A 15,966-nucleotide genomic window follows, 5' to 3' on the forward strand; every position below is an offset into this window, starting at 1 on the left:
GTAAGTCTTTCCCTTGTGCCAAATGCCCAATGCCCAATGCCCAATACCCCGTCCCTCTTCTATTCTGGTAATTTATATTGCCTAACAATACGTTTGGCAAACTCTGGAACGTGCGCTTCTAATTTCTCTGGATGATTGCGTTTCACATACAAATAATTCCGAGTAAAGTGAGAATCAATGGAAAATCGCGCATATTCTAGACCTTTGGGGCCGATTTTTTCGATTACCACACCCATCAGTTTTGCTGCCCACATCGGCAGGGTAACGCCTTTATCGTAAGCGGGAATACTTTGTTGTACAGCTTCTTTCCGGTTGCCTTTAGACGTTACTGGTTGGGTGTCTAACTGGTCTTTGACTAAATCCAGCATTTCCTTACCAGTGTCATTTCTAACTACAATCCATTGCCAACCGAAGGGTGCGCCCATGTAGCCAACAACTAAGTCGGCTAGGGAGTTGACGTAATCAAAGCAACTCATGCAAGATGGGGCAAAGACATCTTTGAGCTGGTTGGTCTTCAAGCCAAAGAAAGGCACAGTTTCTGATGAGCCATCTTCATGTTTGAAATGAACCCGGAAGTCTTGCATGAATTCGTAATGCACAACTGTATCAGGCGAACGGCTGGTGGTTTCTAAGAATTTTTGCAGTCCAGCGCGGTTAACGTTATCTACGCAAGGCGTACCCAAAACATACAGCTTTTCTAAACCAAGTTGTTTTTCTACGGCTCGTAATGCCTGGATTTGGCAACCAACACCAATTACTAACAGCCGCTTCATCCCCGATTTTTCCACCTGTTCTAATACGGAAAGGTTCGGAGAAAGTGTTGGTTTATTTACCCGCGCTGCTAGTATTTCTTCTGGGGTACGAGCGATGACGGGCATGGGTTGAAAGCGGTCTTCTTTGGTGTTTTGCACGCAGACTACACCTTCAACTAAGCCGTGATTAAGCATTTCAATAGCAATGCTGCTAACAATACCCGTCCATTGTGCGCCTTCGATCGCTTGCTGTTTCTTCGCAGCTATCATGTCTTGGTGAACACCAAAGTAGAGTTCATCGGGGTTTTCGAGATGGCGCGATCGCGTGTGTGTTTCTGCTTCAAGTTCGCCTATTTGCTGATTAATAAAAGCGCAGGCTTCCTTGACATAGTGAATATAGTATGTATCGCATAGTCCGCACTCGCTACAGAGTTCTTTCGCAGGGCGGCGGCTGGTAGGTTTTAAGGCTCTGGCTTTTTTGTGAGGAGAAACTGAGGTCATATAAACTTTTTGTTTTATCCAGGAATCGCTTTTATTACAATACCTTCACTCGCTATGAACTTGACGATAGAGATTGAACAAGACATTGTAATGTTTTTAAACGCAGAGGGACGCAAAGTAAACGCAAAGTTTTGCCTAATTTATTTCGCTACGAATTAATTAAATATTGTACTGAGGCTTTGATGAAGAACTATAGAAATACAATCGCACTCAGCGATGAGTAGGAGAAATCAAATTCGATTTTTGATACATAGATAAAAGCAGACATTCCCAAACTAGCCGTGGTTGAGCGTAAGAAAGCAAGTGTTTTCGAGATTGTTCTAGCTGGTTAATGATACTAGGTTGATGCCACTGCTGCCAGTAGAATTGCTGAAGATAATCAATTAACCACAGTTGTGCTTCTGTATCTAAATCCTTATCAATTGTCTTGGCTAACTCTAAGGCGTTACGGTAAGATTTAGGCGCTTTTTTCAAGTCTTCGAGTAACTTACCAGGAATAGCTTGTAATTGTTCATAAGATGCGATCGCACTTCCAGCACTACCAGCTGCTATGCTCAATACTGCCTGATTTTGCAAAATTTCCTGATGACCTGTTTGTGTGAGTACAACAGCCAAAGACTGTACATCTAAGCGATAAAAAGGAATGCGTTGACAGCGTGATACCAAAGTCGGCAACACAGATTCAGGTGTCGGTGCAATTAAAATTAATGTTGCCTGTCCTGGTTCTTCCAAGGTTTTAAGTAAAGCATTTGCTGCGGCTTCTGCCATTGTTTGGGCTTCTTCTAGCACTACCACATTTCTGGGCGCTTCCAAGGGCGGACGACCTAAAAACTCGGTAATTTCCCGAATTTGCTCTAGTCGAATTACAGGTGGTGCTTTACGCTTGAGTCCTTTTTCGGCTGCTTCTGCTGGTGTTAATCGTTGTCCCTGGTATTGGTATGTTGGTTGCACCCACAATAAAGCTGGATGGTTGCCTTGACGCAAACGGTTTTTTAAAGATGCAGTAACTTCCATCCCACTAGAAAATAGCAATTCCACAAAACATCTGGCTGCTAAACTCCTGCCTACACCATCTGGCCCCACAAATAAGTAGGCTGGAGGAACCCGGTTTTGTCTGACAGCTTGAGTAAGTAATTCTATAGCTTGCTGTTGTCTGATAACTGGTGCAAATGGATCGTTAGTCATTAATTACTTAGTTAGGAGTTAGGAGTTAAGAATTAAGAGTTATTATTTTTTCTTTGCTTGCTTATATAGTTTTAGCTAATTAATATTTTAGTAAGTTTTTGTGAATCAAAGCAACCATTTTCAAACAAGTTTTGATAGTTTCGATAAGATTAATACATAAAGGATAAAGAGCATAGGGCTTAAAGTCTTAAATTATCGCCTGCTAACTATCTGCAAGCTTCAACAGAGATTTTAAGCTAAGTTTTTTGCGGTTACTCTAAATTAAATCAATGAACTGTTAAATATCCTTCAGGGCATCTAAATGTTAGCGAGGTTGTTGGCAAAAATTGCCGCAGCTAAATATCAGAATATTCGGTGATGGTGCAATTATTACTATCAGCGATAAAAATATTTGCACCTTCTCTCGAATGCTTTATCTAGCAATTTTCATTGAATGAAAACTGCTAGGTGAAGAGGTCCTGAGTATTTTGGCATTTCTACCAGTAAAAATAGCAATAAAAGACCATAACACCGAAATCAAGATTGCCAAAAAAGACTGATATGGAAATCTTCGATTATCTGATACTGGGAGCCGGACTAGGCAGACTTTCGGCAGCAGCCTGTTTAACTCGACAAGGCTATCGGGTAGCAGTTCTAGAACAACATTATTTACCTGGTGGATGTTGTCACACCTTTGATTACGGGGAATATAGTTTTTGTGCTGACGTACATTATATTTCTCAATGTGGTTCTGGTCAGACTATAGGTCAATTTCTCGAGTATCTTAATCAAGATGTACCCTTTAATAGCCTCGAGCCTGACTGCATCGATCGAGTTATCACACCATAGGCAGATTTCAAAATTCCTTTGGGATGGGAAAATTTGCGATCGCGTTTACTCTCCACATTTCCAGAAGAAGCTAATGCTATCAACCGTTACTGCAATGAAATTCAGTAACTCTACCAAGAAATTCGCAGCCTAGTACAGGAAGTACACTGGTTTGATCGGAAGTTGTCTGACTGGTTAAAATTACCAAAATATTTGAATTTATTTTTGAAGCGCAATTGGACTCTACAAGATTTGTATAACCATATCAGGTTATCACCTAAACTACAAGCATTGTTGGCAGGACAAAGTGGGGACTATGCACTACCACCCGAAGAAATTGCGCTACTCACGCACACTTCTCTAACTTGGGACTACTCAGAAGGTGCTTATTATCCCAAACATCACTTCAAACACTTTGTTAACACCATTACAAACGTCATTACCACAGGTGGAGGTGTAATCAAATACTCAACTCCGGTAAGCTATATTCAAGTTAGCAACCACAATGTCCATAGTGTTATTGCCGATGGTATAAGCTATTGTGCCAACAAAGCTTATATCAGCGACCTCGACCCCAAATTAACAGTGGAGTTGATGCATGATTCTGAAGCTTTGAGTCACAAAGAGCATCAATGTCTAACCAGTTACGAATACTCAGCCAGTGCTTTCAATATCTACTTGGGTTTAGATAGCCGTTTCGATCCTCAACGTTACGGCATCGGTAATTGGAATATTTGGTATTATCCCACAGGCGACCTGAATAGAGAATATCAACAACAATTGGCAGGTGACTTAAATCATCTGTGGATTTTCCTCTCTTGTCCAACGATGAAATCTAGCGAACCAGGTATGGGGCCAAAAGGACATCACGTTTTAGAGATTGCGACTGTCTGTTCTTATAAACCATTTGAAAATCTGCACAAAACTAATCCAAAAGCCTATAAAGCCAAAAAGCGAGAAGTTTATCAGCAGATGATGACAAGTGTACGAGATTTGATTCCAGATGTGGACAACTACACCCGGATGAAGGTTTACGGCACACCTACCACCAGCGAATTTTATCTAGGACAGCCGCAGGGTAATATTTACGGTGCAAAATTAATTCCCAAACAGGTTGGTTTAAATCGTCTGAGATATACGACAGAGTTATCTAACCTGTTTTTCGTCAGAGCAAGTGCCGGATATCCGAGTGTACCAGGTGTGATTGGGAATGGGATGGATGTTGTAGAACTGCTGACAGGACAATCGGTATGGCATAAAGCTGAAATACCTCAGCCTTTGGTAGCAGTTGGTTGATGAGTGCTGAAGTGCTGAGTACGATTCTTACTTTTGTACTCAGCACTGTTTGGGTGAATTAGCAATCAAACCTTAGACGTGAGAAATCTGGATATCTCTGCATGTGCCAACACAGCACCAGGTTCGCGCTGGAGAGCGTTGTAATACTTTCTCTCGAAGGTATTGCCCGTCTCTAACGGTACAATCAGCGTACGGACATCAGCAATCAATTTTTGGAAATCGTCCAGCAATATCGGTTCATCTGCTTGGAGCATTTCATCAACTTGCACAACCATCTCAGAAATGCGATGTAGCCAAGCAAATTGTTCATGAGCGATGACTAGCTGAAGAAGTTCTCCACTTGATACTCGTCCACTAATCTGTTCGTAGGCAATGCGTTCTGTCTCCAGCAACATCTTGTGAAGGTAGAGTAATTTGTTTCGTAAATCACGCAGATATTGATGCTGACGTATTCTTTGTGTAAGTGTGTTAGAAGTCAATGTTAATTATCCTTTCGTTACAATAGTCTTCAATGGCTTAAATAATTTCTAAGCATTGAGAATTGGGCATTGGAATTGGGTGACAGGAGATAGGTAACAGGTGATAGGGAATAATCTGTACCCTGTGTAACCTATTCCCTTCTTCTTCCCTACTCAGCACTGGCTCAACCCTAGCTATCCACTAACAGCACTTCTGAAGGGAGTTGGTAACTCTTCCCCATGCCCTTGTGAATGGAGTTTTTTATGTATTTGGTTTCCTTGCTAAGAAGCATTATAATGAGCATATCTTTTTATAACCGTTATATCTTATATTTGATTAATCATATACTAGCATAAAATTATAAGAAGTACATAGTGTAGAACTGAGCGAGAAAATATCAATTATGGGAAAACCATCTTCATGTCGCTAGCAAATGTAATTTTAGGTCTTCTTCAGCAGCAAGAAATGACAGGCTACGACCTGAAAACGAGCTGCTTCGATCAATGCATTGCCCATTTATGGCCAGCAGATCAGGCACAAATTTACAGAACTCTCGATAAGCTAGTTGAGCAAGGCTGGATTACCTGTAACATTGAAATTCAACATGATCGCCCCAACCGCAAAGTCTACAGTGTGACAGAGCTAGGGAAAGCCGAATTTAGCCGATGGCTAGGGATTCATCAGCCCTTACCGACTATCAGAGAACCTTTACTCGTCCAGTTGCATTTTGCAGATCAGTTGTCGAATGAAACCATCATTCACCTACTGGAGCAACAATTGACGGCTCGAAGCAAAAAGCTGACTGAATGTGAAACTATCGATTTGCCATCACTCGGTGATGAATCTGCCAACCGCAAGCAGGTGATGCAAAGGCTGGTGCTGGAGTTGGTAATCCGAAGAGAGGAGACTTATATTGATTGGTTGAAGACAGCAATCGATGTTGTCAGTCGCCAAGAGCCATACCCATTTACCAAGAAAGAATTCAGGAGTCAGGAGGTCACTGAGCGTAGTCGAAGTGAGCCAGAATTCAGAATTGAATTTTGAACGAAAGAGCAGATGAATCGTGGATTATTTGTAGGTTTAGTAACTTTAGATTTGATTTACCTTGCTGACTCTGCCCCTAAGAATAATCAGAAGATTGTCGCTACTGACTATACTGTAGCGGCAGGGGGCCCAGCAACAAACGCGGCTGTAACTTTCAATTATTTAGGAAATCAGTCTACAGTCTTAGGTGTAGTGGGTTCTCACCCAATGACGCAGCTAATTCGAGGTGACTTGGCAAATTACAAAGTTGCGATCGCAGACCTTGAGCCTACCACTAATTTAGTACCGCCTGTATCTTCGATCATTGTCACTCAAGCCACAGGTGAACGCGCTGTGGTTTCGATCAATGCTGTCAAAACTCAAGCTAGCAAGGCATCTATCCCGCCAGATATTTTGCAAAATGTCGATATCGTACTGATTGATGGACATCAGATGGTGGTTGGTGATTCCATAGTTCAAATGGCTAAAGCCAATAATATCCCAGTAGCGATCGATGGTGGTAGTTGGAAGCCTGGATTTGAGCAAATTCTACCATTTGTGGATTACGCTATCTGTTCAGCTAATTTTTATCCCCCCAACTGCCAGACTGGAGAAGACGTTTTTAGCTATCTCAGTGGATTTGACATTCCTCACATTGCCATTACCCACGGGCAAGAATCAATTGAATACTTGAGTGGCACTAAAACTGGTATCGTAGATGTGCCGCAGATTCAAACGGTTGATACGTTAGGGGCTGGAGATATTTTTCACGGTGCTTTCTGTCATTACATTTTAAGGGAAAGCTTTACTGATGCAATGTCACTGGCAGCTAATATTGCTGCTGATTCCTGTAAATTTTTTGGTACTCGGCGCTGGATGAATTTAAAGGGCTGAGTTGTCAGGTTAATAAAATTATAGAAGGCTAAATTAATGAAAGATTTACAAGAAATATTAGCGATCGCTCGTGAGGTAGGTTGGGGCGCAGCAGATATACTGCGATCGTATTACCACGGTACTGCAAAAGACCCTAACTTAGAAGTCCAATATAAGCAGAATGAGCCTGTCACTGTTGCCGATGTAACTGTGAGTCAATATATTTTGCAGAGGCTACAAGCAACTTTAGGTAACGAAGATTTTGCTTACATCAGCGAAGAAACTTATCAATCGCCAAGTAGTAGACAGCTTTCTGCCCCTTGGGTATGGATAATTGACCCTTTAGATGGCACACGAGACTTTATCGAAAAAACTGGCGACTATGCAGTTCACATTGCTTTAGTTAAGGAAACACGCCCAGTGTTGGCAGTCGTGGCAGTACCAGAGGCTCAAAAGTTATATTACGCTACCAAAGGCAGGGGTACATTTGTAGAAACCCATGACGGATCTGTTCCTTTACAAGTGTCGTCAGGTAAACGAATTGAGGATTTAACGTTAGTCGTTAGTCGCTCTCACCGCAACCAACGGTTAAATCACCTGCTACAAAACTTACCCTGTCAAAATCAGAAATCTGTGGGTAGTGTAGGCTGCAAAATCGCCACCATTGTCGAGCAACAGGCAGATATCTACATTTCCCTTTCCGGCAAGTCTGCGCCCAAAGACTGGGATATAGCAGCCCCAGAACTGATTTTAACAGAAGCTGGTGGTAAATTTACCCACTTCGACGGCACTCCGTTGCAGTATAACACTGGTGATATCAATCAATGGGGAGGTTTGCTAGCTAGTAATGGTGAATATCACGAACTACTATGTAAAAAAGCAGAAAGTATCTTAGCGCAGTTTGACCATAGCTAACGGGGTACTGGAGAATGAATATTTTTTAATTTGCTTTAATTTGTTTTTAAGACAGTTGATCGTGGTATGATTAATCTCATTACCGATAATAATCTTTACCCCTTTAGTCCACAAGTTAATTTTAAAAACACTAAATATCGGGGCGATCGCAAGTTAATTACGATTTCCGATTAAAAGTGTAACTTTATATAGTACAAGCAAAAAAAGCCAGTCTTTAGAAAGTCTGCAAACCGTTTTTAAAGGTTTGATTTGTGAATAAAATTCACTATAAGACGATATTCAAAGGCTGAAGGCTGTGCTACACTCATGGACATAAAGATTATTTTCGGTTGAGTAACTCGTTTTGATTTCTAAAAACCTTCTCTCCGAATTTAACTCTCTACACTCCCTGAATTCGGAGATTTCTATGTCAATTTACGTCGGAAACCTGTCCTATCAGGTTACAGAAGATGACCTAAAGCAGGCTTTTGCAGAATACGGAACAGTAAACCGTGTTCAACTACCCACAGATCGGGAAACAGGCCGGCCGCGTGGGTTCGCTTTTGTGGAAATGGAATCAGATACACAAGAACAAGCTGCCATTGATGCACTTGATGGTGCTGAGTGGATGGGACGTGATTTGAAAGTGAACAAAGCTAAACCTCGTGAGGAAAGAAGTAACTCCTCTCGTGGTAGTTGGGGTGGCGGTAATAATGCCCGCCGCAACAATAATCGCTACTAAGTCGATTCCTGAGAATTTCACATGTAGAGTCTCCAGCAGATAAAGCCAAAGGCTTCATTCTGCTGGAATATTTTATTTGGTATCTAGTCTTGAACTATTCATCCAAATTAAGGAGGAATGAGAATGACACAAGTAGTTTTAGGGGAGAATGAAGGTATTGAATCAGCCTTAAGAAGATTTAAACGGGAAGTTTCTAAAGCAGGAATTTTCCAAGATATGAGAAAAAAGCGTCACTTCGAGACACCGATAGAAAAAGAGAAGCGTAAAGCAATTGCTAGGCACAAGCAACGTCGTCAACAACGTTCTCGCTTCAATTAAAAGTCCAAGCAAATTTGCCCTTCGATTTAATATTCAGCCAGCATCTCTTTATTATTGCCATATCTCCAGGCAAGCCACAAGTAATTAGGCATACATCAAGAAATAACACTGTTCGTAGTAGCGCTGTATTGACTTTCAGCGCTATTAGCCGTATAGATTTTTAATTGCGTAAGGATTATTATGTTGAACAGCAGCCAAAACAGAGCAAATACCACCTTGCTTCAATGTAAACGCTTTGCTTAACTTTTTTGTATTTAAAATCACATCTGCATTTAGTAGTAGTTTATTCCACTACAATAACTTAGGTATTACTAACCAATGCTAGAGGCAGGATTGTTTCTAGCTTTTTAAGATTAATACTGATGAAGTACTTTAAAAGGTTAAGTAAGTCTCTTCAATGCCATCTAGAAGTAAACTTACTGCGATTTGAGCCACTTATAACAGGCTAATAATCCAGTGCTTGAGATGATGTCACCAGCGATGTCTACGACGGGCTACGCCTACGCGTCAAATTGGATGGAAAAACCAGTCAGATTTAGGTTGTACTTCTGCTGTGGTACTTTTTGGAGGAGTTTGTGAATCAGATATCGAGAAGAGAGTTTGCCACCCTGGCAGGGTCAGGGGTGGTGGCGATTGCCTTAGGTAGCCCACTTCTGGCAAAGTCAGCAGAGGCTGTATCTACGCCTGATGCTCAGATGAAAGCCGTATTAGATGAACTTACCTCTTTTAACGCACCGCCCACTGAGAAATTGTCGCCGATGAATGCTCGCAACAACCCAACTGTCGCAGATGCAGTTATGGGCGTGCTTGCCAAACGTCGCAAGCCTGCGGTGGAAATGGTCGGGGATGTCAACCATCAACTTATACCAGGGCCAGGGGGCGATCTTCTAGCGCGTATTTATCTGCCAAAGGGAAAGGGGCCCTTCCCCGTACTGGTCTACTTTCACGGTGGCGGCTGGGTAATCGCCAATTTAGATACCTATGATTCATCATGCCGCGCTTTGACTAATGCAGCTAACTGTATGGTTGTATCTGTCGCTTATCGCCAAGCCCCAGAACATAAGTTTCCCGCAGCGGCGGAAGATGCTTATGCTGCAACTCAATGGGTCATGGCGAATGCTGCCCGAATTAACGGCGACCCCAAGCGGGTTGCAGTCGGCGGCGAGAGCGCAGGTGGCAACTTGGCAGCTGTCACCTGCTTAATGGCACGTGACAGAGGCGGCAAGATACCTGTGCATCAGATGCTAATCTACCCTATTACCAATTACGCCTTTGACACACCCTCCTACCAGGAGAATGCTAATGCCAAACCGCTCAACAAAGCGATGATGATCTGGTTCTGGAGCCAATATCTAAATAGTCAGTCTGATGGGAATAATCCCTATGCTTCACCACTGCGAGCAGAAAACCTACGCGGTCTGCCACCTGCAACCGTAATTACGGCAGAAATTGACCCACTGCGTAGTGAAGGAGAAGCCTACGCCAAGCGTTTGCGTGAAGCTGGTTCCTCTGTAAAGGCAATCAATTATAACGGCGTGACTCATGAATTCTTTGGCACCGGAGCAGTGGTAGATAAAGCGAAGCAAGCGGTTAAGGAAGCAGCAGCCGGACTGCGCTCTGGATTTATGAGTAACACTACTAAAAGCTAGTAAATCAAACAGCGCAAGTAGCTGCGATCGCGGTGGCAAGGGTTTAACCAAATTGCTACGCCACGCTAATTAATTAAACTGTTGAATAGCACCTGAAATATCTAACATGAGTGAACACAATCCGATCAACGAGCAAAGCAAACAGAAGGCTCTAGATTCCTCTCGTCAAGAAGCTGGGGAATATCTGACCACCAATCAGGGACTTCGGGTTAACAACACAAATGATTCGCTCAAAGCTGGTGAGCGTGGTCCCACATTGGTAGAAGACTTTCACTTCCGCGAGAAACTAGCACACTTTGATCGAGAGCGCATTCCAGAGCGGGTGGTTCATGCGCGAGGAGCAGGTGTTCATGGGTACTTCCAGCCTTATGAATCCCTGGCAGAGTATACAAAGGCAAAATTTCTCCAAGATCCCTCCATTAAAACTCCGGTCTTCGTTCGATTTTCGACTGTTGTCGGGTTTCGTGGTTCAGCTGATACTGTACGCGATGTGCGCGGATTTTCTGTCAGGTTCTACACTGAAGATGGCAACTATGATTTAGTCGGCAACAATATTCCGGTCTTTTTCATCCAGGATGCCATCAAGTTTCCTGACTTAGTTCATGCGATTAAACCCGAACCACACAACGAAATGCCCCAAGCGGCAGCTGCTCATGATAACTTTTGGGACTTTATCTCCCTAATGCCCGAATCGATGCACATGATTATGTGGGTGCTGTCCGATCGCGCCCTTCCTAGAAGCTACCGCATGATGCAAGGGTTTGGTATTCACACTTTCCGCTTTGTCAACGAACAAGGCAAAGCAAGGTTTGTGAAATTTCACTGGAAGCCAATTCTGGGCGTGCATTCGATGGTGTGGGATGAGGCGCAAAAGGCAGGCGGAAAAGACCCTGATTTCCATCGCCGCGATTTAGGGGACGCGATCGAAATGGGCGACTATCCTGAATTTGAACTCGGTGTGCAGATTGTCGAGGAAGAGGACGAATTTAAGTTTGATTTTGATATCCTTGATTCCACTAAGCTGATTCCAGAAGAACTGGTTCCCGTAAAGCCAATCGGCAAAATGGTACTCAACCGCAACCCAGACAACTACTTTGCTGAAACCGAACAAGTTGCTTTTCAACCTGCCAATATTGTACCAGGCATCGACTTCTCGGATGACCCACTACTGCAAGGTCGGATCTTCTCCTACGCTGATACGCAAGTACACCGTTTGGGAAGCGCAAATTATACCGATCTACCAATTAACCGCCCCGTTTGTCCGTTCCATAATAACCAGCGGGATGGCGTTATGCAGTACAATATTCCCACTTCAAAGGTGAACTACTACCCCAATTCGCTCGGTAATGGTTGCCCGATGACGGCTCCTGAAAATCTCGGCGGCTTTGTCAGCTATCAAGAGCGGGTAGAAGGTCATAAAATTCGAGAACGCAGCCCCAGCTTTAATGACCACTTCAGTCAGGCGACTTTATTCTGGAACAGTTTGTCTGATCCGGAGAAAGAACACTTAGTCAAAGCGGCACATTTTGAGTTGGGCAAAGTGATGAACCTTGCTGTCAAAGAGCGGATGCTGGAGTTACTAAACTCTGTCGATCATCAGCTTGTAACCCGCGTTGCCCAAGGACTGGGCTTACCTGCTCCTGGCGAAGTCAAACCAAATCATGGGCAGAAATCTCCGGCGCTCAGTATCCAAACTATGCTAGAGAAGATGCCAGAAAAAACGATTAAGAGTCGCCGGATTGCAATTCTAGCGGCGGATGGTGTAAATGCTCAGGAACTGGGCGCACTTCAGCAGGCACTAATGCAGCAGGGCGCTCATGCGAAAATCGTTGCGACTCATGGCGGTAAAATTAAAGGCGATGATGGTCAGGAAATCCCGGTTGAGATGACTTTTGTAACAGCTGCTTCTGTGATGTTTGATGCGGTGTATGTACCTGGTGGAGCGCAGAGTATCAAGATGCTCAAGCAACAGGGAGAAGCGATTCACTTTATCAACGAGGCATTTAAACACTGTAAAGTGATCGCCGCTACGAGCGAAGGCGTCGAACTACTATTGATAGCTAATCTTGAGGGCGTGAAGTTGTCGCAAGATGGCGTGCGCTCTGAAATGGGTGTGGTGACTTCTCGCAAAGCCTCTGACTTGAAATCGATAGCTGATGATTTTATCAGTGCGATCGCGCAACATCGCCATTGGATGAGATTTCAAAAGGAGATGGTACCTGCATAGCCACTTGCTTGACTTTGTGAACGGTAACTAATCCTAAATGCGACAGAAGCAGGGTAAACCTAATATCATGTCCGCTTGATTACTTATTAAACCCGAAGAACCCCACCCCGCCAAAGCTACGCTTCGTCTCCCCTCCCCGCTTGCGGGGAGGGGTGCAATGACTGTGGGAATCATAACTAATTACCCGGACTTGATATAACTTCTGTCCTTTCCATTTTTACAGCCGACAATATATATTCTTATTTAGAGAAGTTTATTAATATCAAGTTAAATAGCCGTGTGTTTAATGCACCGCTTTCTGGCCCTACCTTTTACCTCATTCCACAAAGAAGCGCTATAGTTTGTTGAGTTCCATTTGCAGAACTCGCAGCAATATAAATGTATTTTTCCTCTATACCCATAAAGTATTGTGGATATTATTATGATAATTCATAATTACTAATTCGTAACTCGTAATTATTACACCATAGTTAAAACTAGGGGCTTGAAATGAGGAATATAAATTGTTTTTCTCCATCAATTAATTGCAGGGCATTAAACCTGAATTAATTACAAATTAAGTTAGCGCAGCGTAAAGCCTTCTCTACGAGAGGCTGCGCCAACGCTTAGAGCGAGTCATCAAGTGTCACTACGAATTACGAATTATTTGTTCAGTCTGCAATCCTTGGCTATAGATTTTCAAGCAAATGTTACGACTTTATCATTTATTACTAGGTTCTATTTTGCTGGTATTAATACCGCTGGGAGCAAAATTTGTTCTTCCCCAATTTTCTCCACCCAAAGAAGTAAAGTCCCCTGCCGTTGCGAAACTTCCCAACCTTAATGAAGGAAATATCTGGCAGAAAATCCTGGGAAATGCTACTACCCCAACTAACTGGCAAGTTGCTGCTTGTAAGGGAAATGCACCTTTATTGTGTGTCTCCTCCAAAGGGGAACTTTTGGGTACAGTTGAGATTAACATTTACCCATTAGCAAACAACGAGGATTTCCAAAAGAAACTCATAGCAGCTGGTATTCCACCTGGTTCCCAAGTAGACTACCAAAGTTCCAAATACCAAACCCAGGTATTATCAGCACTCAAGGCTTGGGTTGAAGATAACTACGCTGCTTTTGCGAAAGACTGTCAGGATAAATATGGAAAACAGATTACTTTCTTAGCCTACCCACCGCAACCAGTACCCATTGGTAAGCTTCAGGGAATCCGCTATGGGTTCGCCGGACTTAAGCAACAAGGTGGAGTACAAGAGCAACATATCGGTCATGTTGCCTTTGATGGCAATAAACTTTACGTAATTACCACTGCTTTTGACCCAGGTACGCAAACAGGTAAGTTTGATAAACTAGAAAACTTGGCTATTTTTCAACCTTACTTATATGCGATCGCCGCAGATTTGCATTTACCTCAATAGGAATTGGAGATTGGGAAATCTTCCCAGTCCCCACTTTCCATCAACCTAAATCTCAGCCACCGCCCGTTCAATCAAGCGATGTGCTAAAGTTTGCGTGCCAGTGTGTTCATAATAATTTGTTGCTACATCCAGGAATGCTGCGAGGTAGTCCAACTTGTCATCAGCAATATCGGTAAAACTTTGCAAGTTGTGGACAACCTTTTGCGGCGTTAAATTATTGGCGCTAACTAACCCACTCATCCAACCTTTAACTGAGTCAAAGCTTTCACCGATAAAGTTGAGTTTACTGCCAGAATTGTTCCCTGGAATCACATCTTTGATGTTTTGGAAAGTCGAGTTTTTTTCTAACTCCTGTGGATTTGTTTGATTAAGCCCAGATATCGCTTTGCTGATGAAGTCTGGCCCCAGAGGTATCAAACCATCAACGCAAACTAATGCCACCATGCGGATCAGTGACTCACCACTATACTCACCTAAAGAGGCGACAAAATCCCCAATACTGTCTCCAGGAATGCCGTTAATTTGACAGAAGGTTACCAACTCAGCCACTAATTTTAATGTCAAATCAATGGTTTGGGCTTTATCTGGTTTGGGAGTGACAGAGTTTAAAAAACCCAACAAAGGAATTTTTTCACCGACTTTGTTAGCTAAAGCTGCTGCACCAAGCGCTTTATCTGTACCATCAACGGTTTGATATAACCACAAGGCTGTTTGGTATCCTTGGGATTTATCGTTGAATAGATAAATCGCTCTTTCGCCAATTTGCTGAATTAAATCTTCGTCGTCTTCGCCAGTGACAGTCTTAATAGTGTTGACAAAACCGACGGTATTTTGCCACTCTCCAGGAGCAACAAAATCGAGGGACTTCAACATAGAAACAGTCAAGCCGCCAGTTGGCAATTGATCAACCAACTCAACAATCGATTTGCTCACAAAAATCTCCTTATTTAGGTTTTATTATCTGAATGTTAGTAGTGCAAATCATTTCAGTTTAGCCAAACCATTAAGATTAAACTTCTCTAGCCAATCTTCGCGATCGCTAGCTGTAAATGATGAATCACGAGAAAGTGCTTTTACTTGGTACTTACCAACCAAAATTGCAGTTTGCGTTTTACCAACTTCTATTGCGGGATAACCGCCAATTTTTTTAGTGCTTTTCAAGAACTTTGCTGCTGCACTGGGTGTGCTAGTGGTATCAGAAATAGATAGCACTGCTATATCTTTACCGCCTTTTTTCAACTTCGCTTCTGCAAAGCCTTTTTTCTCTTGGGTATAGACGCGTTGGTAACCATCACTAGCTTTTGGGAAAAGTTTATTAAATTCGCTACCCTGAGTTGCAGTTTTAGCTACCGATTGACCGCTTTTTTGTTGAGTGCTTTCTTTTTGCGCTTGGTCAAAACGTCCAGGTATTTTTGGACTACACGCTGTTGTCAGTATTAACACTGACAGCAACAAAGCGGCTACTACCCTACGCCCACGGTGTAAAATCATTCTTGGCTTCTCCTTGATACTTGAGCTTCGAGGCAATTATCTGCACTGCTAGCAATTATTACCCGTAAAATTTACTTTTTGATAATTATTTCCTAACTTCTCAACTATAAGGGTCATTTTTGCACTTCAAAAAAGTGTCAAGTGTCATGCTTAATGTATTAATTAACCCAATGAAAAAACGCCCTCCCTTTCGGGAGAGCGTCTTTCGTCTACAGATAAACGTGAAGAGCGTATCTCAGATTATGATTAACCGTTGATAGCAGGAGCAGTTAAAGCTACAGGAGCGGAATCACCAGCAGCCAAATCAAGCGGGAAGTTGTGAGCATTACGCTCGTGCATT

12 protein-coding genes and 3 pseudogenes are annotated in these 15,966 nt (G+C 42.8%); 9 read left to right on the forward strand and 6 right to left on the reverse strand.

Annotated elements, in window-relative coordinates; genetic code table 11:
- Window positions 1-59: 59 nt before the first annotated feature.
- Together V7K60_RS06475 and V7K60_RS06480 are read right to left on the reverse strand one after the other, a co-directional pair.
- Complete coding sequence (locus tag V7K60_RS06475) at window positions 60-1,253, reverse strand: Coenzyme F420 hydrogenase/dehydrogenase, beta subunit C-terminal domain (protein WP_334923912.1); 1,194 nt, start codon at window positions 1,251-1,253, stop codon at window positions 60-62.
- Window positions 1,254-1,463: 210 nt separating this feature from the next.
- Window positions 1,464-2,438: a DNA polymerase III subunit delta' gene (locus tag V7K60_RS06480; RefSeq protein ID WP_334923913.1), complete on the reverse strand. Its 975-nt coding sequence runs from the start codon at window positions 2,436-2,438 to the stop codon at window positions 1,464-1,466.
- A 540-nt stretch (window positions 2,439-2,978) separates the two neighbouring features.
- On the opposite strand from V7K60_RS06480, the pseudogene V7K60_RS06485 reads away from it, so the two are divergent.
- Window positions 2,979-4,541: pseudogene (locus V7K60_RS06485) on the forward strand (phytoene desaturase family protein).
- Window positions 4,542-4,606: 65 nt separating this feature from the next.
- Here V7K60_RS06485 and V7K60_RS06490 read toward each other — a convergent pair.
- Window positions 4,607-5,020 carry a hypothetical protein gene (locus V7K60_RS06490; protein ID WP_292745367.1) on the reverse strand — a complete coding sequence of 138 codons (414 nt, stop codon included), beginning with the start codon at window positions 5,018-5,020 and terminating at the stop codon, window positions 4,607-4,609.
- Between the two features lie 400 nt (window positions 5,021-5,420).
- On the opposite strand from V7K60_RS06490, the pseudogene V7K60_RS06495 reads away from it, so the two are divergent.
- The 8 genes and pseudogenes from V7K60_RS06495 to V7K60_RS06530 form a co-directional block, all read left to right on the forward strand.
- A pseudogene (locus tag V7K60_RS06495) lies at window positions 5,421-5,954 on the forward strand (PadR family transcriptional regulator); the annotation flags it as partial.
- Window positions 5,955-6,056: 102 nt separating this feature from the next.
- Window positions 6,057-6,917, forward strand: a complete 861-nt coding sequence (locus V7K60_RS06500; RefSeq protein ID WP_334923915.1) for a sugar kinase — start codon at window positions 6,057-6,059, stop codon at window positions 6,915-6,917.
- 36 nt (window positions 6,918-6,953) lie between these two features.
- Window positions 6,954-7,811, forward strand: a complete 858-nt coding sequence (locus tag V7K60_RS06505; RefSeq protein WP_334923917.1) for a 3'(2'),5'-bisphosphate nucleotidase CysQ family protein — start codon at window positions 6,954-6,956, stop codon at window positions 7,809-7,811.
- A gap of 406 nt (window positions 7,812-8,217) precedes the next feature.
- Window positions 8,218-8,532 carry an RNA recognition motif domain-containing protein gene (locus V7K60_RS06510; protein ID WP_292779617.1) on the forward strand — a complete coding sequence of 105 codons (315 nt, stop codon included), beginning with the start codon at window positions 8,218-8,220 and terminating at the stop codon, window positions 8,530-8,532.
- A 123-nt stretch (window positions 8,533-8,655) separates the two neighbouring features.
- Window positions 8,656-8,850: a 30S ribosomal protein S21 gene (rpsU, locus tag V7K60_RS06515; RefSeq protein WP_069073011.1), complete on the forward strand. Its 195-nt coding sequence runs from the start codon at window positions 8,656-8,658 to the stop codon at window positions 8,848-8,850.
- Window positions 8,851-9,425: 575 nt separating this feature from the next.
- Window positions 9,426-10,499 (forward strand): alpha/beta hydrolase, encoded by a 1,074-nt coding sequence (locus tag V7K60_RS06520; protein WP_334923919.1) that lies wholly within the window; start codon window positions 9,426-9,428, stop codon window positions 10,497-10,499.
- Between the two features lie 106 nt (window positions 10,500-10,605).
- A complete protein-coding gene (locus V7K60_RS06525) occupies window positions 10,606-12,726 on the forward strand; it encodes a catalase (protein WP_334923921.1) in 2,121 nt (706 codons plus the stop codon).
- A 686-nt stretch (window positions 12,727-13,412) separates the two neighbouring features.
- Window positions 13,413-14,135 carry a hypothetical protein gene (locus V7K60_RS06530; RefSeq protein WP_334923923.1) on the forward strand — a complete coding sequence of 241 codons (723 nt, stop codon included), beginning with the start codon at window positions 13,413-13,415 and terminating at the stop codon, window positions 14,133-14,135.
- Between the two features lie 45 nt (window positions 14,136-14,180).
- On the opposite strand, the gene V7K60_RS06535 is transcribed toward V7K60_RS06530, so the two are convergent.
- The 3 genes and pseudogenes from V7K60_RS06535 to V7K60_RS06545 all read right to left on the reverse strand — a co-directional run.
- Window positions 14,181-15,068 carry a hypothetical protein gene (locus V7K60_RS06535; RefSeq protein WP_334923924.1) on the reverse strand — a complete coding sequence of 296 codons (888 nt, stop codon included), beginning with the start codon at window positions 15,066-15,068 and terminating at the stop codon, window positions 14,181-14,183.
- 48 nt (window positions 15,069-15,116) lie between these two features.
- Window positions 15,117-15,626: a hypothetical protein gene (locus V7K60_RS06540; protein ID WP_334923926.1), complete on the reverse strand. Its 510-nt coding sequence runs from the start codon at window positions 15,624-15,626 to the stop codon at window positions 15,117-15,119.
- 246 nt (window positions 15,627-15,872) lie between these two features.
- A pseudogene (locus V7K60_RS06545) lies at window positions 15,873-15,966 on the reverse strand (photosystem II protein D1); the annotation flags it as partial.

Source organism: Nostoc sp. (assembly GCF_036917555.1).
Classification (GTDB): Bacteria; Cyanobacteriota; Cyanobacteriia; order Cyanobacteriales; family Nostocaceae; genus Nostoc.

Bases quoted from the DNA above. Each gene is read 5' to 3' on its own strand.
- V7K60_RS06475 (WP_334923912.1), bottom strand. From the start codon at position 1,253: ATGACCTCAGTTTCTCCTCACAAAAAAGCCAGAGCCTTAAAACCTACC.
- V7K60_RS06480 (WP_334923913.1), bottom strand. From the start codon at position 2,438: ATGACTAACGATCCATTTGCACCAGTTATCAGACAACAGCAAGCTATA.
- V7K60_RS06500 (WP_334923915.1), top strand. From the start codon at position 6,057: ATGAATCGTGGATTATTTGTAGGTTTAGTAACTTTAGATTTGATTTAC.
- V7K60_RS06505 (WP_334923917.1), top strand. From the start codon at position 6,954: ATGAAAGATTTACAAGAAATATTAGCGATCGCTCGTGAGGTAGGTTGG.
- V7K60_RS06510 (WP_292779617.1), top strand. From the start codon at position 8,218: ATGTCAATTTACGTCGGAAACCTGTCCTATCAGGTTACAGAAGATGAC.
- rpsU (WP_069073011.1), top strand. From the start codon at position 8,656: ATGACACAAGTAGTTTTAGGGGAGAATGAAGGTATTGAATCAGCCTTA.
- V7K60_RS06525 (WP_334923921.1), top strand. From the start codon at position 10,606: ATGAGTGAACACAATCCGATCAACGAGCAAAGCAAACAGAAGGCTCTA.
- V7K60_RS06530 (WP_334923923.1), top strand. From the start codon at position 13,413: ATGTTACGACTTTATCATTTATTACTAGGTTCTATTTTGCTGGTATTA.
- V7K60_RS06540 (WP_334923926.1), bottom strand. From the start codon at position 15,626: ATGATTTTACACCGTGGGCGTAGGGTAGTAGCCGCTTTGTTGCTGTCA.